The sequence below is a fragment of the Bacillus sp. P14.5 genome, assembly GCF_003316765.1.
Taxonomy (GTDB): Bacteria; Bacillota; Bacilli; order Bacillales; family Bacillaceae_B; genus Rossellomorea.
On record NZ_NIJF01000028.1, the window covers coordinates 1 to 18,662 of the forward strand.

General features: G+C 43.8%; 16 protein-coding genes and 1 pseudogene. 3 read left to right on the plus strand and 14 right to left on the minus strand.

Going from position 1 to position 18,662, the window contains the following annotated elements; all coding sequences use genetic code 11:
• Window positions 1-390 precede the first annotated feature (390 nt).
• From B9Z54_RS03315 to B9Z54_RS03330, 4 genes are read right to left on the minus strand one after another with little or no spacing between them, the layout of a single operon-like run.
• Complete coding sequence (locus B9Z54_RS03315; RefSeq protein ID WP_113927096.1) at window positions 391-1,845, minus strand: PH domain-containing protein; 1,455 nt, start codon at window positions 1,843-1,845, stop codon at window positions 391-393.
• On the minus strand, window positions 1,842-2,318 hold the full coding sequence (locus tag B9Z54_RS03320; RefSeq protein WP_240189781.1) for a PH domain-containing protein: 477 nt from the start codon (window positions 2,316-2,318) through the stop codon (window positions 1,842-1,844). The genes B9Z54_RS03315 and B9Z54_RS03320 overlap by 4 nt, the downstream gene beginning before the upstream one ends.
• Window positions 2,319-2,339: 21 nt before the next feature.
• A complete protein-coding gene (locus B9Z54_RS03325; RefSeq protein WP_113927098.1) occupies window positions 2,340-3,263 on the minus strand; it encodes an ABC transporter ATP-binding protein in 924 nt (307 codons plus the stop codon).
• On the minus strand, window positions 3,263-3,997 hold the full coding sequence (locus B9Z54_RS03330) for an ABC transporter permease subunit (RefSeq protein ID WP_240189782.1): 735 nt from the start codon (window positions 3,995-3,997) through the stop codon (window positions 3,263-3,265). Before B9Z54_RS03330 ends, B9Z54_RS03325 begins: the two co-directional genes overlap by 1 nt.
• Before the next feature lie 121 nt (window positions 3,998-4,118).
• On the opposite strand from B9Z54_RS03330, the gene B9Z54_RS03335 reads away from it, so the two are divergent.
• Both B9Z54_RS03335 and B9Z54_RS03340 read left to right on the plus strand, forming a co-directional pair.
• A complete protein-coding gene (locus B9Z54_RS03335; RefSeq protein ID WP_113927099.1) occupies window positions 4,119-4,838 on the plus strand; it encodes a response regulator transcription factor in 720 nt (239 codons plus the stop codon).
• On the plus strand, window positions 4,825-6,543 hold the full coding sequence (locus B9Z54_RS03340; protein ID WP_113927100.1) for a sensor histidine kinase: 1,719 nt from the start codon (window positions 4,825-4,827) through the stop codon (window positions 6,541-6,543). Before B9Z54_RS03335 ends, B9Z54_RS03340 begins: the two co-directional genes overlap by 14 nt.
• 728 nt (window positions 6,544-7,271) lie before the next feature.
• Here B9Z54_RS03340 and B9Z54_RS03345 read toward each other — a convergent pair.
• Both B9Z54_RS03345 and B9Z54_RS03350 read right to left on the minus strand, forming a co-directional pair.
• Window positions 7,272-7,922, minus strand: coding sequence for an SDR family oxidoreductase (locus B9Z54_RS03345; protein ID WP_205207665.1), 651 nt, complete (start codon window positions 7,920-7,922; stop codon window positions 7,272-7,274).
• A gap of 138 nt (window positions 7,923-8,060) precedes the next feature.
• Window positions 8,061-8,768 (minus strand): nitroreductase family protein, encoded by a 708-nt coding sequence (locus B9Z54_RS03350; protein ID WP_113927102.1) that lies wholly within the window; start codon window positions 8,766-8,768, stop codon window positions 8,061-8,063.
• Window positions 8,769-9,001: 233 nt separating this feature from the next.
• Between B9Z54_RS03350 and B9Z54_RS03355 the strand changes: the two genes are divergently transcribed.
• Window positions 9,002-9,826: an MBL fold metallo-hydrolase gene (locus B9Z54_RS03355; protein ID WP_113927103.1), complete on the plus strand. Its 825-nt coding sequence runs from the start codon at window positions 9,002-9,004 to the stop codon at window positions 9,824-9,826.
• Window positions 9,827-9,934: 108 nt separating this feature from the next.
• On the opposite strand, the pseudogene B9Z54_RS03360 reads toward B9Z54_RS03355, so the two are convergent.
• The 8 genes and pseudogenes from B9Z54_RS03360 to B9Z54_RS03395 all read right to left on the minus strand — a co-directional run.
• A pseudogene (locus B9Z54_RS03360) lies at window positions 9,935-10,690 on the minus strand (phosphotransferase); the annotation flags it as partial.
• A 733-nt stretch (window positions 10,691-11,423) separates the two neighbouring features.
• The gene (locus B9Z54_RS03365; protein ID WP_113927105.1) at window positions 11,424-11,714 is read right to left on the minus strand and encodes a hypothetical protein; all 291 of its coding nucleotides are present in this window, start codon (window positions 11,712-11,714) and stop codon (window positions 11,424-11,426) included.
• A 716-nt stretch (window positions 11,715-12,430) separates the two neighbouring features.
• Window positions 12,431-12,970, minus strand: coding sequence for a GNAT family N-acetyltransferase (locus B9Z54_RS03370; RefSeq protein ID WP_113927106.1), 540 nt, complete (start codon window positions 12,968-12,970; stop codon window positions 12,431-12,433).
• Between the two features lie 595 nt (window positions 12,971-13,565).
• Window positions 13,566-13,979, minus strand: a complete 414-nt coding sequence (locus tag B9Z54_RS03375) for an RrF2 family transcriptional regulator (RefSeq protein WP_113927107.1) — start codon at window positions 13,977-13,979, stop codon at window positions 13,566-13,568.
• A 99-nt stretch (window positions 13,980-14,078) separates the two neighbouring features.
• Complete coding sequence (locus B9Z54_RS03380; protein WP_162785077.1) at window positions 14,079-14,807, minus strand: polymer-forming cytoskeletal protein; 729 nt, start codon at window positions 14,805-14,807, stop codon at window positions 14,079-14,081.
• Window positions 14,808-14,823: 16 nt separating this feature from the next.
• Window positions 14,824-15,471 carry a hypothetical protein gene (locus B9Z54_RS03385; RefSeq protein WP_113927109.1) on the minus strand — a complete coding sequence of 216 codons (648 nt, stop codon included), beginning with the start codon at window positions 15,469-15,471 and terminating at the stop codon, window positions 14,824-14,826.
• A complete protein-coding gene (locus B9Z54_RS03390; RefSeq protein ID WP_113927110.1) occupies window positions 15,472-16,107 on the minus strand; it encodes a YhbD family protein in 636 nt (211 codons plus the stop codon).
• A 182-nt stretch (window positions 16,108-16,289) separates the two neighbouring features.
• Entirely contained in the window at window positions 16,290-18,089 is a 1,800-nt protein-coding gene (locus tag B9Z54_RS03395; protein WP_113927111.1) for a M3 family oligoendopeptidase, read from the minus strand.
• Window positions 18,090-18,662 lie beyond the last annotated feature (573 nt).

The following is an 18,662-nucleotide window of genomic DNA, read 5'->3' on the forward strand; positions in this document are numbered from 1 at the left end:
GACACCTGACATCAAAACTACCTCCTGGTGGCACTCGAGCGAATCACGAAGGACACCTAACATCGAAAACTACCTCCTGGTGGCACTCGAGCAAGTCACGAAGGACACCTGACATCAAAAACTACCTCCTGGTGGCACTCACGCGGGCCACGAAGGACACCTGACTACGAAAAACTACCTCCTGGTGGCACTCACGCGGGCCACGAAGGCCACCTAACTACGAAAAACCGCCTCCTGGTGGCACTCACACGAGCCGCGAAGGACACCTAACATCAAAAAAGGCATTCTGATGGCACTCACACAAATCACCAGCGACACCTAACAATAAAAAAAGCCTGTCCCGGCACCAAACATACCAAAGACAGACCCTCACCTAACCCAAAGCTCCCATCACCGCCACAAATACCAAGAATAAAACCGGTCAGCAGCCTGCTTAGGAATATCCTGCACATCCTCCACCCTGATGGGATTGGCCCGGTTGATTGTTGAAATTGAGGCGGCTCCGATCAGCTTCTGTATCCGTGACTGGCTGACCTCGACTTCGATTACCTTTTCCCGCTTGGTCACGAAAATTGATGACACGAAGAAGCCCTTTTTAAATTGAACAAAATTCTCCTGCACCGTATAGGCAGTGTTAAGGAAGTCCAGCCACCTCCACAGCAGGATTCCCGCTAATAAGACAATTGAGAAAACTACCCTTGATACTTCGATGGTTCCAAACAGGGATGGCTTCCACCAATAAACCACTCCCGTCCCGATGATCCACAGCCAGCTGGGACGCAGCAGTCTTATCCACAGCGATTTCAGCGGCAGTTGTGTCATCTCTTTTTCGACAGAGTAACCTGGTAAAAGCTCAGAGATCAATTCATACGCACGGTCCGTCGGCAGAAACGGATAGAGTGATTTAATGTCTGCGGTATCCTCCAAAACAGCTCCTTGTCCGGCACTGACCAGCTCGACTTCTGCCAGCCCCAACCACCTTTTAAGCAGGGGCTGTTTGATTTCCACTGCTTGTACTCTGTTCTTCAGAATGGAAAAGCTTTGCAGCTCCAGCACCCCATTCTGGATATAGATCCGGTCTTCATCGGAGGAAAGTTCATAGGCACCGTGTTTAAGGTAGGTGCGGATGACTCCCAAAAGGACGGATACGATCAGAATCACGACTACGACAATGGCCAGGGTCGCTGCTGAACCGATGATGGACGAAAAGATGCCGGTCGCCTCTTCTTCCACATCCCAGATATCGTTGATTTTGGAGTAGAAGGAAAATAGAATCGGAATCAGTAGGAGGAAGCTCATCGAAATGAATGAGGCTTTGATGGTGTCTTTTTTAGAAGGACGGAAGTGCACGACTCTCTCCACTTTCGGAGCAGCTTCCTCTGACTCTTCCAAAATATCCTTCTCATTCCTGCTGGCAAGCTCCTCCAGTTTGCCTGCTTCCTGGAGGGTCACAGCTTCAAACTTCACCTCCGCATCCTCCCCTGCAGAGGCTGTGTCAAATTGCAGGGACGTTAAGCCGAAGACACGATGCAAAAGCGATGTGTGCCGGTTAACATTCTGTACTTTTGAAAAAGGCACCGTCTGTTCTTTCTTGGTAAAAATACCTTTCTTTAAATAAAAAGCCCGTTCGTCATAAGCGTAGGTTTCATAGAGCCACTTCAGCGGAATGGAAATCAGGCTGACGGTGACAATGACAAGGAAAACCCATTTTCCGTAGTAGATAAAGAGAGAGTCTGAATCTCTCTTCAGCACAAATAAAAACAGCAGGAAGAAGGCCGAGTCACGGACCAGCTTCCAAAGCCGGAAAACCATTAAAAGCGGATGATAGCGTGACGGGGAACTCATTGTTCCACTTCCTTGATTTTTGCAAAGTTGGCGATTTTGTTTCGTATGTCAATCGCTTCTTTTTCAGGCAAGGCGGGGATGGTGTGAGACGAACCCATCGTTTCGATCTTGATGGAATTTAATCCGAACTTACGGAGCAGCGGCCCTTTTTCTGTCGCGACAGCCTGAATTTTGGTCATCGGCACGAGGTGATGCTGCTCCTGCCAGACTCCCGATTTTAACTGTAAAAATTCCTCGTCGATATCAAACCGCCAGCTCTTGTAAAGCCATGTCGGCTGAAACATCGACCAAATCAATTCCGCAGCAGTAAAGAGTGTAAGGGCGATTAGCAGCCATCCCGCCCACTCCCTCCACGAAAAATAATGATCCAGATAAAACAGGACAGCAAGGACGAGAAACCCGACGCTACTGGAAATGATGCTTGAGATCCTCCATACCTTCACCGCCTCCGGTGCTAATTTTTTCTGCGGCATATTCATGCTCTTTCCACTTCCTTATCCCCCATGTTGGTTTCGTTCATCCAGAAAAATTTCTTCCAGAGTCGGTTCTTCGACTTCGACACGGTACACATCCACCTTGCATTGGTTGAACGCGCGGATGATCTCGGCAATTTTCTTCTCCTGCCCGACGGTAATTTGGAGGCGGTTGTCCAGAAGCTCCAGTTCCTCGCCCGCGCCTTCCAGCCATTGCAGCAAGCGTGCTTCTTCTGATTCGGGAATGCTTCCGTGCTTGATTTTCACGACAATTCTTGTTTGGTAAAAGGACCGGAGCTCGTCCATCGAGCCCATTTTTACAATCCGGCCTTCTTTCATAATCGCAATGCGGGAACAGAGCTTTTCCACTTCATCCAGGTTATGAGAAGTCATGAAAAGCGTTTTTCCCTGCTGGTGCATTTCCCGGATTAATTGATGAATGTGGACAACGGATTCGGCGTCGATTCCGGAAGTCGGCTCGTCCAGGAAAATCAACTCGGGATCGTGGATGATGGCCTGCGCGATGCCGAGCTTCTTTTTCATTCCAAATGAATACTTCGCGATTTTCTTATGGGCATCTGCTTCCAGGCCGACTTTTTGCAACACGGTGAGGCACTTCTCCTTGGAAGCCTTTTTACCCGACACCTCTGATAAAAATTTCAAATAACTCATCGCTGTCATGGATTCCGGAAAGCTTGTGTAATCCGGCATCACACCGATCCTCTTTTTCACCTCGTCATTCGGGCCGTCCGCTCCTAATAAGGAGAAAGAACCCGAGCTTGGGAGGATGATGCCTGTCAGCATGTTGATAAAAGTGGATTTCCCTGCTCCGTTCCTGCCCAGGAACCCAAAGATTTCCCCTTTCTCCACAGACAAATCGATCCCTTTTACAACGGTCACTCTTCCATACGTTTTAACCAACTGTTTGGTTTCAATCACAGCCATCAGCACTCCCTCCTTCTAAACACGATGTATGAAATGACGAGCATTACAGCAGCAAGCGGCAGAATGATCGGAAAGGTGTAATCCTCTATCAAGTAGTGAAACGGCGTCAGGTACTTCAGCCAGCTCACCCACTGATTGCTCGTGAACGACAGCCAAAACCCGAGGATCGGAAAGGCCAGTCCTATGACAATGCTGAGAAACATGGTGAATGCCGGCTTTGGGATTACGGTCGACAATAGGATGGTCAGCGCTATTTGATAGACCAGCAGACTCATTGTCTGGAAGTAACTGAGGAAATCCATCGTGCCGGACATGATCAAAATGATCAGGAAAGACAGAGTTACGCACGTCAACCAGAACAGCACGATCCCGGAAAATTTTCCGAGTATAATTGATAATCTCGAGGTCCTTGTAACCAGGAACCGCATCGTCCGTTCATGGGTTTCCCGGTTGATCGCATCATGAGACAGCCCCATGACAAATAATTGTCCTAAAAAGAGTAATAGAAATAATAATCCTGCATAGTGAATCTTGTCCGCATCCTCCGGCGAGAATTCGTCCAGAGACAGCAGCAAGTTAGAAAACTTGGCAGAGTAGTAAGAAGTTAAAACCAGTATCAGAATGATGATGATTGATTTTATACCCTTAAATAATTTCAGGAATTCTCTTTTTCCTATGGCAAACATAGCTTTTCTCCCTTCGATATCAACACGATTTTTTATTGATATCCCCATCTTACATCCCTTTCCTTAAGGCTTGCGAATCTCTTCCTTAATTTTACCTTAATTCCTATTTTTCCAAAGTAGATATTGATATGATGAATCTATAACTTTAATAGAAACAGAGGTTTGGATAATGCATGATTCTAAGATTCTCATTGTGGATGATGAAGTTTCCATTGTCACAATGCTCGCCACCATTTTAAAGAAGGAAAATTTTCATTATATAGACAGCGCCCACACTGCGGGTGACGCACTGGCCCGCTGCCGAGAGAAGCAATACGACTTAGTCCTGCTCGATGTCATGCTGCCCGACCGCAGCGGCTTTGAGATTTGTCCGCTGATCCGGGAGACAACCGACGCTCCGATTTTCTTCCTGACAGCCCGGACAACCGATTTGGATAAGCTGTCCGGCTTTGCTTTGGGAGCGGATGATTATATCACGAAGCCCTTCAATCCGCTGGAGGTCGTCGCGCGGATCAAGGCTCATTTAAGACGGAAAGACGGCAGGGCAGCACCTGCCTCTCCTTTAAAAACCTATGTATTCGGTGACTTGAACGTCAACACATCTGCGGGAGTTGTTACCGTAAAAGGCCGGAAAGTCGATCTGCCCGCCCAGGTGTATCAGCTGTTGATTTTTTTCTGCCAGCACCCGAACCAGCTTTTCAGTAAAAATCAGCTGTATGAACAGGTGTGGGGCGAAGAGTTCCTGGGAGAGGACAACACGGTGATGGTCCATATCCGGAAGCTTCGCGAAAAGATTGAAGACATACCAAGTAATCCGCGCTATATTGTAACGGTCAGGGGCTTGGGGTACAAATTCATTCCGCACGGAGACCTCCATGAACATTCATAAACGGTTTATGATTCAACTTTTCCTGCAGCTCATGCTCATTTTTTTCTTCGTTGGGTTATTTCTCTTCTTCCTTTTTGGCATGATCGGATTCTTGCTTTCCGATACGGAGGCGGAATTTGATTTGCTGCAAGCCGAAGATTATTTTATTTCAGAGAACGTTTCACTCGAAGATGAAGCAGCAACGATTTCAGACAGATTAAAGAGACTGCTTGAAGAGCAGTACGGCACCCTCCTTGTCGTGTCAAAAGAAGGAGAAGTTCTTGGCGGCTATCCCGAATCCCAAGGCATCTCTTTTAAAGAAGGAGAACTCGCCGGCCTGCTGCTGGAAAAAGATCCGACACTCGACTATGCCTATTGGAGGCTCGATGAATCAGACTCTGACTCTCCAATGGTCTTTTTAAAAAAAGAGAACGGCGAATCGCTCCTTCTACAGTCAGTGGTCCAGCAGGTTGATTGGCAGCAAGGTGAACTGGATCTGCAACAAGGACTGGCTTCCCAATTGGAGGACAAAAATGCGTGGGTGCAGCTGGTGAACTCTTCTGGGGAAGTAACGGATGGGTATCTTGCCGGAGAGAAGCGTGAAGGTTACTCTCAGGAAGATATTTTGGAGCTGACTCAATCCATGGAGGAATCCGTTTCAGCTCATTATGATAGAGATACTAGGCAAACGATTTTGCTCGGAATGCCTATCCAAGGGACCGCTGCCGCATTGGAGGAAACGGTGGACAGCAAGATTGGCAGCAGCATTCTCCTTGTCGCCGTGTTGATCTTTGTATTATTGCTTCTGATCACGTTTTGGTATGCCTATAAATTCGGCAATCCCCTTCTGACGATGATGAAGTGGATCGAGAACCTTGGAAAAGGCCATTACCAGCAGCCAGTAAACCATGTGGATCAGCCTATCCTGTTCAAGAAGAACGGAAAGCTCAAACGAAAATTCAAATTATACCGTGACCTCATTACTACTCTATCGCAATTGACTGAGACGTTGAAGGAGAACCAGGATCAGCGGGCGAAAATTAAAATGACCCGAGAGGAATGGATCAGCGGGATTTCACATGACTTAAAGACCCCTCTCTCCTCCATAGCAGGATATTCGAAAATGATGGAGTCCGAGGAGTACAACTGGTCACAGTCAGAAGTGCGGGAGTTTGCGGAAGTCATTGGCAGCAAAGCATCCTACATGGGCGATCTGCTGGATGACTTGACGTTAACCTACCGCATCAAAAATGGGGCTTTGCCCATCGTCCGTGAAGAAGCCAACATTACAGAACTCGTACGCAGGACCGTAATTGGGTATATGAACAACCCGGGCTACTCTGATAGAATCATTGATTTCCAAGCAGAGGACGAAACCATTTTAGCTTCGGTCGATCCCAAATGGTTTCAACGGATCACAGATAATCTTATTGAAAATGCCCTTAAATATAACCCTGCCGGAACCACCGTCACGGTTTCACTAACCACCATTGAGAATCAATTATTTCAAGTGATGATCGCCGATGATGGCATCGGAATGGATCAGCAAACCGTCAACAGCCTCTTCCAGAGATACTACCGCGGAACCAATACAAGCGATTCCGGAAGCGGAACTGGTCTGGGGATGGCGATTACGAAGCAATTGGTTCAGCTTCATCAGGGAAGCATTAATGTGAAAAGCAGGCCTGGGGATGGGACTTCGATTCGGATTTTGATGCCTCTTTAGAGATCTGGAGAGGAATAGTTTGATTGGTTCTGGCCAGCAATCCTTTGGTGGATTGTTGGTCAGAACTTTTTATTTTTTGAGCTGTTACTCTGGCCATGAAGGACACTTAGCTACGATAAATCGGCTCTTGGTGGCACTCGAGCGGATTACGAAGGTCACCTAACCACGAAAAATGCCTCCTGGTGGCACTCGAGCGGATCACGAAGGACACCTAACGACGAAAAACTACCTCTTAGTGGCACTCACGCAGGCCACGAGGGACACCTAACGACGAAAAAACGACTCTTAGTGGCACTCATGCAGGCCACGAAGGGCACCTAACCACGAAAAACTACCTCCTGCTGGCGCTCGAGCAGATCACGAAGGACACCTAACGACGAAAAAACGACTCTTAGTGGCACTCACGCAGGCCACGAAGGACACCTAACTATGAAAAACTACCTTCTGGTGGCACTCGAGCCGATCACGAAGGACACCTAACCACGAAAAACTACCTCCTGGTGGCACTCACGCAGGCCACGAAGGACACCTAACTACCAAAATCGCGTCCAAGTGGCACTCAGCAGAGATATTAAAGTGAATCTCACCACCAACATAACAATTGGTAAGCAAACAGGCCTGACCCCGGTACTCGGGATCAGGCCTGTTTATTGAATCTATTAAAAAAGATAATAGTTACTCTCCGCCCTCAAGATCGAGGGCATTTTAAAAAGAAATAACCAGCTTTATTAAAGATTACCCAAAGCCTCTTTCACAGGAGTAGATCCTGTCACCACTTGAAACTCTTTTCCGATCGTCGAGTCGTCTTCCAAGGTTCCGAAAAGAACCTGCGCCACGTCTTCGCGCGGTACTTCTCCTCTTTCCACTTCACTTGCGATTTCGACTTTACCGGTTCCACTGTCATTTGTCAGCATACCAGGATGGACGATGGTGTAATCTAAGTCTGTTCCTCGCAGCCACTCGTCTGCATAGTGCTTGGCAGCCACATATGGTGCGAAGGATTCAGGTGATTCCTGGATTGCTTTAAGGGTCGTATCATATGAGCTGACCATGACAAACCGTTTCACTCCTGCCATTTCAGCCGCTTTTATCGTTTTGACAGCACCGTCTAAATCAATCATAAGGGTTTTATCTGCCCCTGTGTTCGGGCCGGATCCGGCAGTGAACACGATGGCATCGACTCCCTCTGCTGCTTTGGCGATGTCTTCTATCTCACCTTCTAAGTTCACAACCGCGGTTTCGGCACCGACTGATTCGAAATGAGAGACCTGCTCCTGTTTACGGATCATCGCTCTGGCGGCATGGCTGCCGCTGTCTTGTATCAGTCCGACTAAGTGTTTTCCGATTTGTCCATTTGCTCCAACAACTAGAATTTTCATAATATCCATCCTTTCTGATTTAGTTTCTATAAATAGCCTAAACGGTATTCAATCACAATGTCTAATGACCTGTTTCAAACCTTTTTTATTTAAAAAAATTTCAGGACCTGCTCACTGGAGTCAGGCCCTCATTTTTAATTAGAATCGATTCCAAGAAAGTACATCATCAAGAGGCAGACGAGTTTTCTCGAATCCCGCTTTAGCTCCTTTACCAAGCGAGAGCAGCATAACCGGCTCATAGCTTTCAGGCACATTGAAAGCTTCCACGAATTGCGCTTCATCATAGCCGCCCATTGGCACAGTGTCGTAGCCTTTTGCTTTCGCTGCGAGCATTAATTGATTCGCGACAATTCCGCCGTCAATGTGGGCAATTTTCGCTAAACGCTCTTTAGGGAAGTTTCCATAGTTATCGAAAATGCTGTTGACGTACATATCTTTGACGTCTTCAGGCATGTTGCCTCTTTCAGCAATTTGAGTGTAGACTTGATCAGCTTTTTTGTAGGCTTCACGATCACCAAGGATAGCGATGACAACGGAAGCATCCACGATTTGCTGCTGGTTGTTGGCGATTGGCAGCAGCTTTTCTTTTTCCTTCTGATCTTCAATAACTAAGAATCTCCATGATTGAAGGTTGCTGGATGAAGGCGCCAGCACAGCTGTTTCCAGAAGTTCACGGATTTCGCTTTCTTCGATTTTAAAATTCGGATCATATTGGCGTACGGAACGGCGCTCTCTTGCCACTGTCAAAAAGTCCGTATCCTCCAGCTGCTTCGGTGCTTCTTTCGTTGTATCAAGTTCTTTCGCTTTATTTAAATATTCTTCTTTGCTCATTGTTTTATCAGACATAAAATTTTCCTCCTTTAAACTGTAACTTCTACAGGAACAGTATAAATCTTAAACTGTTCCTTTGTCAACTACAGTTAATTTTTTTTAAAAAAAGAGGACACATTCAACACCCAAACTGGCCGTGAAAAATGGCTTCTACGACTAAAGTTGTACATAACTTAAGGTTAATTAAGGAGGTATATATCTTTGAATTTCAATAAACTTAAAATAATAAGATTTCAGGAGGCAGATTAATGGAAAAGTATATTTGTACTACTTGCGGAGTTCAATTTTCCGAAAGTAATAGCGAACCTAAACATTGTCCTATATGTGAGGAAGAAAGACAGTATGTAAACCCGGATGGGCAAGAATGGACTACTCATAACCATTTGATTACTAGTGGGAAGTATAAAAACATCATTACAAAGGAAGAAGAAGGGCTGTATAGTATAACCACTTCCCCAAAATTGGGAATTGGACAGACCGCTTATTTAGTAGTAGATAATGGCTCTAATATCCTTTGGGATTGTATAACCTTCCTCGATGATGAAACCATTCAGTTCATAAACTCTATAGGTGGAATCGATGCAATAGCCCTTTCTCATCCACATTATTATTCAAGACAGGTTGACTGGGCCAGAACATTCAATGCACCAATTTACATACACCAGGATGATCAAGAATGGATAATGGAGCCCAGTGAACTCATACACTTTTGGGACGGTGAAGAAAAAGAGTTAAGTAAAGGATTGAAATTACATCGTTTAGGAGGTCATTTTAAAGGCGGGGCAGTACTTCATTGGAGAGAAGGAAATCAAGGCAGAGGCATTCTTCTAACCGGAGATATAATTCAGGTTGTAGCAGATACTAACTGGGTAAGTTTTATGTACAGCTATCCAAACTTAATTCCACTGCCGGCAAGTAAGGTAAAAGACATAGCAAATAAGGTGAGTGCGTTACCATTTAATAAGTTATATAACGCTTTTCATAAAGTGGTAAAAGAGGATGCAGATAAAGCTGTTCAAAGATCGGCCATTCGTTACATAAGAGCACTCGATGGTCAGTTATTCACTACATAATAGTGATTTCTTCCGATTAGGGCTTTTCTTCAATAAGGAGATCAGCCTCTTCTTTCTGAGGTAACGAGGCAGAAGAGCTGCTGCCTGTTCAGCAAGCACCCCTTTACCCCACTCACCTCCATGTTCGCGAATGAATTTCATATCATTTTGATAATGTTCAAGATGCCCTTCATTTATCATCTTTTGAAAAGCAGTATCACCTTCATCCGCTTTTCTATTAATCGTCATACATAACCCTTCTAATCTTCTCAAAACCATTTCTAAATAATCTTCATCTCTACTGATCCCATAAGATTCAAAAAGCAAATGAACCCGTTGTTTTATGCGAGGAGCATGCTCTTTTGCATAGTGAATTTCTTCACCCTCTTCAGAAAGGTAAAATCGACTTAAAGGGATGCAAGTATAGAGAGTATACGCTATATCCCAAATTCTTGGACCAGGTCCTGCAACATCAAAATCAATAATACCGACCGGCCGTTTATGATTAAAAATTATATTGTATCTGGCGAAGTCGTTATGACATATGACCTCGAAATCACCTGGGGTATTATCCAGCGGTGTCCAATCATCTGTTAAAGGGAAGTCGCTAACAGCATCATGGTAAAGACGGAGCATCTTTGCAATACCTTTTAAAGCCTCATCAGACCACATGTATTTTTTTAAAGGATCATTACCAGCTTCTCCTTCAATAAATGATAAGATCTCTCTGCCATTTTCATCAATTCCTAAAAACTTTGGTGCATAGCCGAAGCCCTTGCTCTCTAAATGTATTAAGAGCTTATGAATCTTGTGGCTGTCCTGACGTAACTCACGTCTGACAGTATCTCCCACCCTATAAACGTTGGAGACATTCCCTCCTGTCAGTAACGGGTTCTATTTTGAAGTACAAACTTCTAATTATCCAAAGAATTGGTTGAGTTATTCACACCTTAAAACAATGTCTATTGATTTCCACTCCAGGTGCGTGACTCCGCGGGGCGTGCGGTGAGCCTCCTCGGCTTCGCCTGTGGGGTCTCACCTGTCACGCTAGTCCCGCAGGAGGTCACGCACCTTCCGTTCCAATCAAATCATTGCTGACTTTCTATAAATACTCTCCTTTATATTAATATTGGGAATGAAAGTGCATAGGAAATTGTGCCACAAATCTTGAAGAACAAAAAGTTCTGTCATTTGCTATTTGAGTTACGTTTAGTATTACCAAATAAACAGATTAACCAGCAAGAATAGCGTTAAACTAACAAAAAAGGAGTGTCAACATCGATGCGATTTGGCACTCCTTTTGATTTGTAATTCTTGATTATGTACTCGAAAACAGAACCCGTTATCCTGTCAGCCTTTTTTCGTTTTCGTTGTCTAACATTAATGTCTCCTCCTTGAACACCCCTTATATCCAATAACTTCAACAATAAAGGCGTTAATCCTTCTTGGATCAGCTTCTTAAGTAGGTTCCAACTTCTAAACAGCAGACCAAATCACAACCAAAATCGCATTATTTCATTCTATAAATTTAAACAAAAAAGCTTAGGGGAAAACTCCTCTAAGTCTTTTCGTTAAACTATTTTTTCCATTAAAGCCTCCTATAACGGAAGATGCCTTTCTATGTATTGATATATTTATCATGGTAGTAATTTTCATTAGCTCCCCAAGAGTAAATACCAAATAAAATTCCACCTAGCATAAAGCTCACTAGACTAATAATGAGTGTTACCATCCAATCCCCACTAAAGTATTCCGAAAAGTTTAACTTATACTCATAAGCTTGTCCAAGAAGAAAAAATAGCACTCCAGTTGATATTCCCCAACCAAAAATTCCATAGTAAAGAATATAATGCTTTTTCCCTTTTTCTCTAACTTTTTTCCATTTTGTAATCCTACTTCTCTTGCTCATTTAAGACACCTCTCTTTAAAAGCAAAATTATGTACTCTATATTCAAATATTCTATTCTATAGCGGAACTACCAACTCTTGATAGCGTATTTAAATGGAGGAGGCTATGACTGCTTATTCAACAAACATACACCCGTTCGATTTAATTTATCTTTTTTCCTTTAACTTGTAATTTTGCTTTTCATTAAACCATAAAGTTCCTGCTGCGACCATCCCCATTAAGAAGATTCTTATTAGTTCTTGATCTATGGAGTAATCAACAATTGCCATAAGAAGCATACAAACTATTACACTTAAAATAATTCTTATTATTACTTTCACTAATAATCATACCTTTCTTGAAGGAACACACCGGTTAGCTGAATTACTTTTCGTTATGCAAAGTATTACTCTTATTTTTCAACTTTTTATATAGTACAACAAGGGAAAGAACTAAAAGACTAATTACGCCAATTAAAAAGACTAAAACTCTCTAAATCGTTACTTGCCATCACCTTGATCCTCGTCAACGTTCTTACCCCATTCGAAGCCAGCCTTACCCATATAAAAAAGAACCGCTGCGGAAGATAGAATTCCTAGCAATGTTAATGTAAGTCCATCATAAACCTCCCCGACTTGAATACTCCAACGCACTTCTATTAATCAATTTCTTCTTTTATTTACTACCGACCTAATGGATATGGCCTTTCTGTTGTTCCGGAAACGCCTCCATTCAGTTTAATAAAGGTATCCTAATAGATCTATATTGCCATCATCCCACTTTATATTACCCACTTCTTTAATCATGAGTTCATTTATTCTTTCATTTCCAATTCCATGAGTGGTTTGATTTTCATCGTCTATTTGCAGCCATTTACACTGATTATTTACCGACTTAAAACCTGCATTGGAGTACAATTTTTTGTTATCTGCGAACAAGAGTAGAAAATCAACTGATTTCCCTGCACAGAAATCTTCTATCTTCTTGAGTAATAATGTCCCTATTCCCTGTGACCGATTTGCTTTAGATACACATAAGTCTATAACACCAAGAACCCTTATAGGTGTTCCGTTTAAATTCATCACTCTGTAATCCAAACCAACTTGACCCACAAGTTGGTTATGATCATCCATTACTACGAACCGAAAGTGAGGGACCTGTTTATAATAAATTCTCTCCTGTGGATAGCCACCTGAAAAACACTCTATTAAAAGGTTTTGCAGCTTACTTCTTAACTCATCATTTATATCATGGTCAAAAACTTGCTCGATTTTCAATTTAGTTTCCCCCTAAGATGTATTCGACAATTAAAATTCTTAATTACCTTATTTTCCCTTAACTGTGCTGGCATAGTCAACCACCCACCCCTTTTGAAGATGGAAGAGGATCCAACGGAAATAATCCAAAGGTATCTTTTCATTAGGCTGTTGGTCGCAAAAATTGTGGCAGTTTAAAAGGAATAGATTTCCGCTCCAGGCGCGCGACTCCGCGGGGCGGGCGCTGAGCCTCCTCGGCTTTGCCTGCGGGATCTCACCTGTCCCGCTAATCCCGCAGGAGATCGCACGCCTTCCGCTCCAATCTTTTTACGTAAAAGGGAGAGGAGGGGAAAAAACATTAAAAAGCACAATCTCTAGGACAAGAGCCTTTCATTGAAAGTTTTTTCATTTTCAACTTCTCACACAACTTGTAAAGTACTCTCCTCGGCAAAGGTTTCAACTATCAAACCCCTCGATTAAAAGACGTTCCTCCCACTTTAAGCATATTAATGTAACAGAACTAATTGATCTAATTTTGAACTTGGTCAACAATAAAAAAAAGCAACGCAGCATTGCGTCGCTCATTCTTGTAGATCTATTATTATTTGAAAAATTTCTATGACTTCATCAAATCCCTAATCGTCTTCTGCTCCAACCCGCTCACTACCCAGCTTTCCATTTCATCGCGCAGTTCACCCATGGATTCACGCGTACAGGGAGCAAAGCATTCTTTGCTTTCTACATCAAAGAATCCTTTAGGAAAGGTTTCCGATCTCATGGCTTCATACACGTCAGACAGCTTGATATCTTCAGGGTTTTTCACAAGATAATAGCCGCCGTCCCGGCCTTCCTTCGCCTGAATCAGCTCTTCTTTTACCAGATGCCTTAAGATTTTTCGTAAAAAGACTGATTTGGAATTAAGCTTTTCTGCCAACTGGCCGCTTGGGCAGAGTCCTTCATTGCTGGCCATGACCACCAGGGCCTGAATCGCCATGCCAAACCACTTTACACTCGTTACATTTTCGCTCATTGTGTCACCTCATCTCCCTTTATTTTGAGACATTCTCCATAAAAAGTCAAAAAGGTTTGGGAATGTGAGAGGTGATTTTCTGAAGAAATCAGGGCTTTGCTATTGCAGCTTCACACTTTTACCTACCTTCGCCTTTTCCGACACCTGCAAATCATTTCCGTATTCAACCAGCTCAATTTCACAACCCGGCCCAATCTCTACGTTATTCCCGCGGACCACTTTTGCCTTGGTGTATTCAAGATTGATAGAGTCGCCTTCGATGAGCTCTGCCTGCAGCTCTTTGCTCCAGGTTTTGATGAATTTGTCCAGGTTCAGAATGGATGGTCCGGATCTTTTCACCGTGATGGTTTCTCCGCCGATTTCTTTCACCTTTGACTTTCCATGCAGTTCGATAGCAACGCGGTCGCTGTTAAGCAGACCTCCTATGGTAAAGGCACCCTTGAGGTCGGCGGATTCTACTTCACAGTCGCCTTTCACTTTTATCATGCCTTCAAGGAGTATGTGGTCTCCCTTCAGTGATTGATCGACTTTCGCCTGTCCCTTGATTTCCATGTCCCTGAAAGCTGCATGGCCGCTCACGTCTGCATTTCCTTGCACTTCGATTTTGTCTGAAGTAAGGTCTCCCTGTATATTCATGCTTCCTCTGATGAGCGTGTGCTCCGAGGTGATGTTTCCATATACTTTGGCAGAGCCATTGCATTCCAGGCTTTCACATTGGACATCGCCGGTAATTTTGCCGCTTCCGTTGATTTCAACCTTTGAAAACGAGCCGCCACCCGTCTCGCCGCTCCCTGACAATATCAGAGCTTCTTTCACTTCTTGATTCATAAAAAATCCCCCTCTATTAAATCTTTTTAGCATTGGAAATGGTTTTATGCCTATTGGTGAACGTCGATCGATATTCCACCTTCTCGATTTCGCATCCCGGTCCGATTTCGACGTTGCTGCCTCTGACCATTTTGGCTGTGGTATTCTCAAGATAGATGCTGTCGCCTTCGATGACCTCTGCCTGAAGGGTTTGAGACCGGCTGAAGAAGCTTCTGCTTTTCACCTTAATCGTCTCTCCGCCAATTTCGACTGCCTTGCTTGGCGCTCCATGCAGGTTGATGATCAGCTCTCCGACATTCAACAGGCCATTAATATTAACGCCGCCTTTTACGTGAAGCTTTTCCAGCTCCGCATTTCCTGAGCTATTCAGAAACCCTCTCACAGTACCCGTATTTGCCTTTATAAAGCTTCCGACATTCAGCTCACCGATGATGTTCAATTCATTGCTGCTTAGTTCTTCATCGATGGTCAGTTTTCCTGTCACCTTCAATTGGTTGATCGCAGCCTTTCCCTTTACATGGCCTTCACCCGTCACCTTCGTTTCTACAGCACGGATATCCCCGGAAACCTTCCCCTGGCCGGTAACTTTCACCTTCTCATAATCACCGCCCGGATAGGTGCCCTCTCCGATCACCTTCAACCGTTTCGTTCTCTCTCCACTCATTTAAAACCCTCCCGCTGTCAGCTTTTTCATCAGCTGTTCCGTTTCAGAATCAATGGATAATGAGACAGCTATTTTCGTCTTCTCATCCACATAAAAGTCATTGATATTCGTCAGAAGCAACACTGTTACAACACCCATTTTCCTTAAGACCACCAACGAAGCCTGCTTATCCTCCAGCTTGGAAAAATGAGCATCCAACGTCTGCAGAATCTGTTTTCCTTCCTCCCAGCCTACTTCCCCTGACTCCAAGGCCCTGTCTAAAAGATACAAGTACAAGCCGGTTTGAAAAGTAATACTATCCAGTGGACCGAATTGCTCTTCAAAAATAGAAACCGTATTGGACGAAACAATGTTACCTTTGATGAAATCTTGCTTTGTGATTTGGATGTCCTTCGTCTTAGGCGTCAGCGCACCCGCCAATTCATCCAGTGACAGATGGTCCTTCAGTTCCTTAATCCTGCCGATTCTTTCGAGTATCTGCTCTTTCGGAAAAAAGGTTTCCTGCCCTGTAAACGTTGACTTTCTAATGAACCAATCCTCAGGAATCAGCTTCTTCCTCTTCCAGCGATAAAGCTGGCCGTACGTAATATCCGTCTGCTCCAGCAGATCCTTCTTGGAAATCAAGTCTTTATCCATGTTCTTCACTCCTTGATATTAACGTAACATAACACTGTTACGTTGTAAAGGTGAAACAATGTCCTCCCTTGTTTCTCTGGTGACAGTCACCACCCGGAATTTGTTGGATTTTGTCGATGGAGTGCAGTGCAGGCTGGAAAAAAACTCCCTGAACCAACGAGGTCCTGGGAGATTTTTTGTTCTTAAATCAGCTTTTCTGTCAGCTCTATATATTCTTCGATCGCTTCATTGACTGGCTGGATAGCAGCTTGCCAGAACTCTTCCTTCTCAATATCCTCATGGAGGTAGGTCTGGGCAAGCTCTTCCACCGTCATTCTTCCTGAGTTTCTCAGCAGCTCATTGTATTGATCAATAAATGTTCCTTCTTGTTTTTTCGCCAAAGAATATACACCGTTACTGAATAGGTAGCCGATTGTGTAAGGAATATTATAAAATGCGTTTTCGGTGCTGTAAAAATGAAGTGTTGTAATCCAGTTGTACTCATAATATTCATCCACAATGTCACCATAGAATTCAGCTTCTGCTTCCCTCATCAGCTCTGTTATCTGTTCACTGGAAAGAAGCCCGCTTCGTCTCTTTTCATATAACTTCTGTTCAAAGTCAAACATAGCAGGAATCATTCCAAGATATGAAAGACCGGCAATAATTTTTGATTCAAGCAGTGATAATTTCTCTGTTTCATCTTTAGCTGTTTGAAGTGCCGCATCCAGCACGAGGTTTTCGCAGAAGGTAGATGCAGTCTCGGCCACGCTTGTTCCTTTCTCCCGGGCATAAGGAGCTTCCTCATCAAGAATGAGATTATGATATGCATGCCCCAGTTCATGGGCAATTGTGACGATATCCTGATAGTTTCCTCTATAAGTCAGGAGGATTCTGCTCTCTTTTTTAAGAGGAATAGAGGCACAGAAAGCTCCATTCCGTTTATTGGGACGATCTTCCGATTCAATCCAGCCCTCATTAAAAGCCTTTTCAGCGAATTCCCCAAGTCCTTCATCAAAAGCGTGAAATTGATTGACAATGATGGTTTTTGCTTCCGCATAGGAGTATTTTTTCTGTGAAGTAAAAGTGTTAATGAAGAGATCGTAAAATTTAAGCTTTTCCACCTTGAGCAGTTCAGCTTTTCTCTTCATAAACCTGCGAAGGGGCTCTTGATTGGATTTAATGGCTGCAAGCATGGTGTTCAAGGAACTTTGTGAAATTCTGTTTTGATTGAGGGCTTCCTTCAAGACATTGTCCCACCCTCTTTGTTCGTAAATATCCAGCCTGAAGCCGGTAATATGGTTCAGAACCGAGGCGAAAGAATCTGACTGGGCTTCGCATACCTTTTTTATCGCACTCATAACCGTTTGGCGATAATCGCGGTCTGTTGAAAACAATACTTTTTGTAAAGCCTCTCCCAGTGTTATTTCCTGATATTCCCCGTCGGTTTCTACATTGACTCTAAGCTTGGAAACAAGCTGGCCATAATGGTTTTCCCATGCTCTGAATCCATTTATGGAAAGGTGCTGAATCAGCTTTTCCATCGGCAGCGGCAGTTTGTCATCAGCTTGCTGCTTTCTTTCTTGAAGGAAAAATCGGTATTGGCTGACTTCTTCATCCTGAAGCAAAGCTTCCCAAGTTCCATCAGGCAGAGATACCAAAAGTTGGTCCAGTTCACTCAGCAAAACTTCAAATGCTCCGCGTAATTTGGTACTTTGGTTAACAAGGCTGGCAGACGACTGATCTTCCACATTATCGGATGATACACAAATCAAGAATTCATCCACTTGCACGGTTGACTGCAGGATGTCCTGCATTTCTTCTAGAAGATCTGCCAAGGTGCTTATCGTTAATTCCTCTTTACCTTGCATGAGGTTAATTTTCAATCCCGCTTCTTTAATGGAGCTGTTCAGTTGATTGATAAATTCGATGAGTTCCTCCGATTGACTGCCGCCTTTATAGATTGAATCCAAATCCCATTTCCTGCTTAAAGTCTGTTCCACGTTATACCTCCTAAGATATGTAACTATTATTCTGTTTACAGTTTACCGTTAATAATCTGAATATTCATCCACCTGAAGGCTGAGAAAAGACACGGCTCAAGCCGGGGGGTGACAGTCACCACCCGGATTTTGTCGAGGGTTGTAGTGTAGACTGGCATGTTAATACATTCGTATACTTGGGGCTTGATATTTTGCTGGAGTGGATTTTAGGCGCTTCCTATGTGTCACTTGAGCCAGATTTCTTGGCTGAAGTGTTCTTTAGACGCTCTCTATGAAACACTTGGGCTCGATATTTTGGCTGAAGTGTTCTTTAGACAGCTCCCTATGTGACACTTGAGCTCGATATCTTAGCTGAAGTGTCCTTAGAAACTCCCTATGTAACACTTCAACCCAAGAGCTTAGCTGAAGTGTTCTTTACAAACTCCCTATGTAACACTTCAACCGAAGAGCTTAGCTGAAGTGTTCTTTACAAACTCCCTATAGAACTCTTCAACCTGATATCTTGGCTGAAGTGTCCTTTACAAACTTCCTATCCGACACTTGGGCTCTGTTTTTTGCACGAAGTGTTCTTCA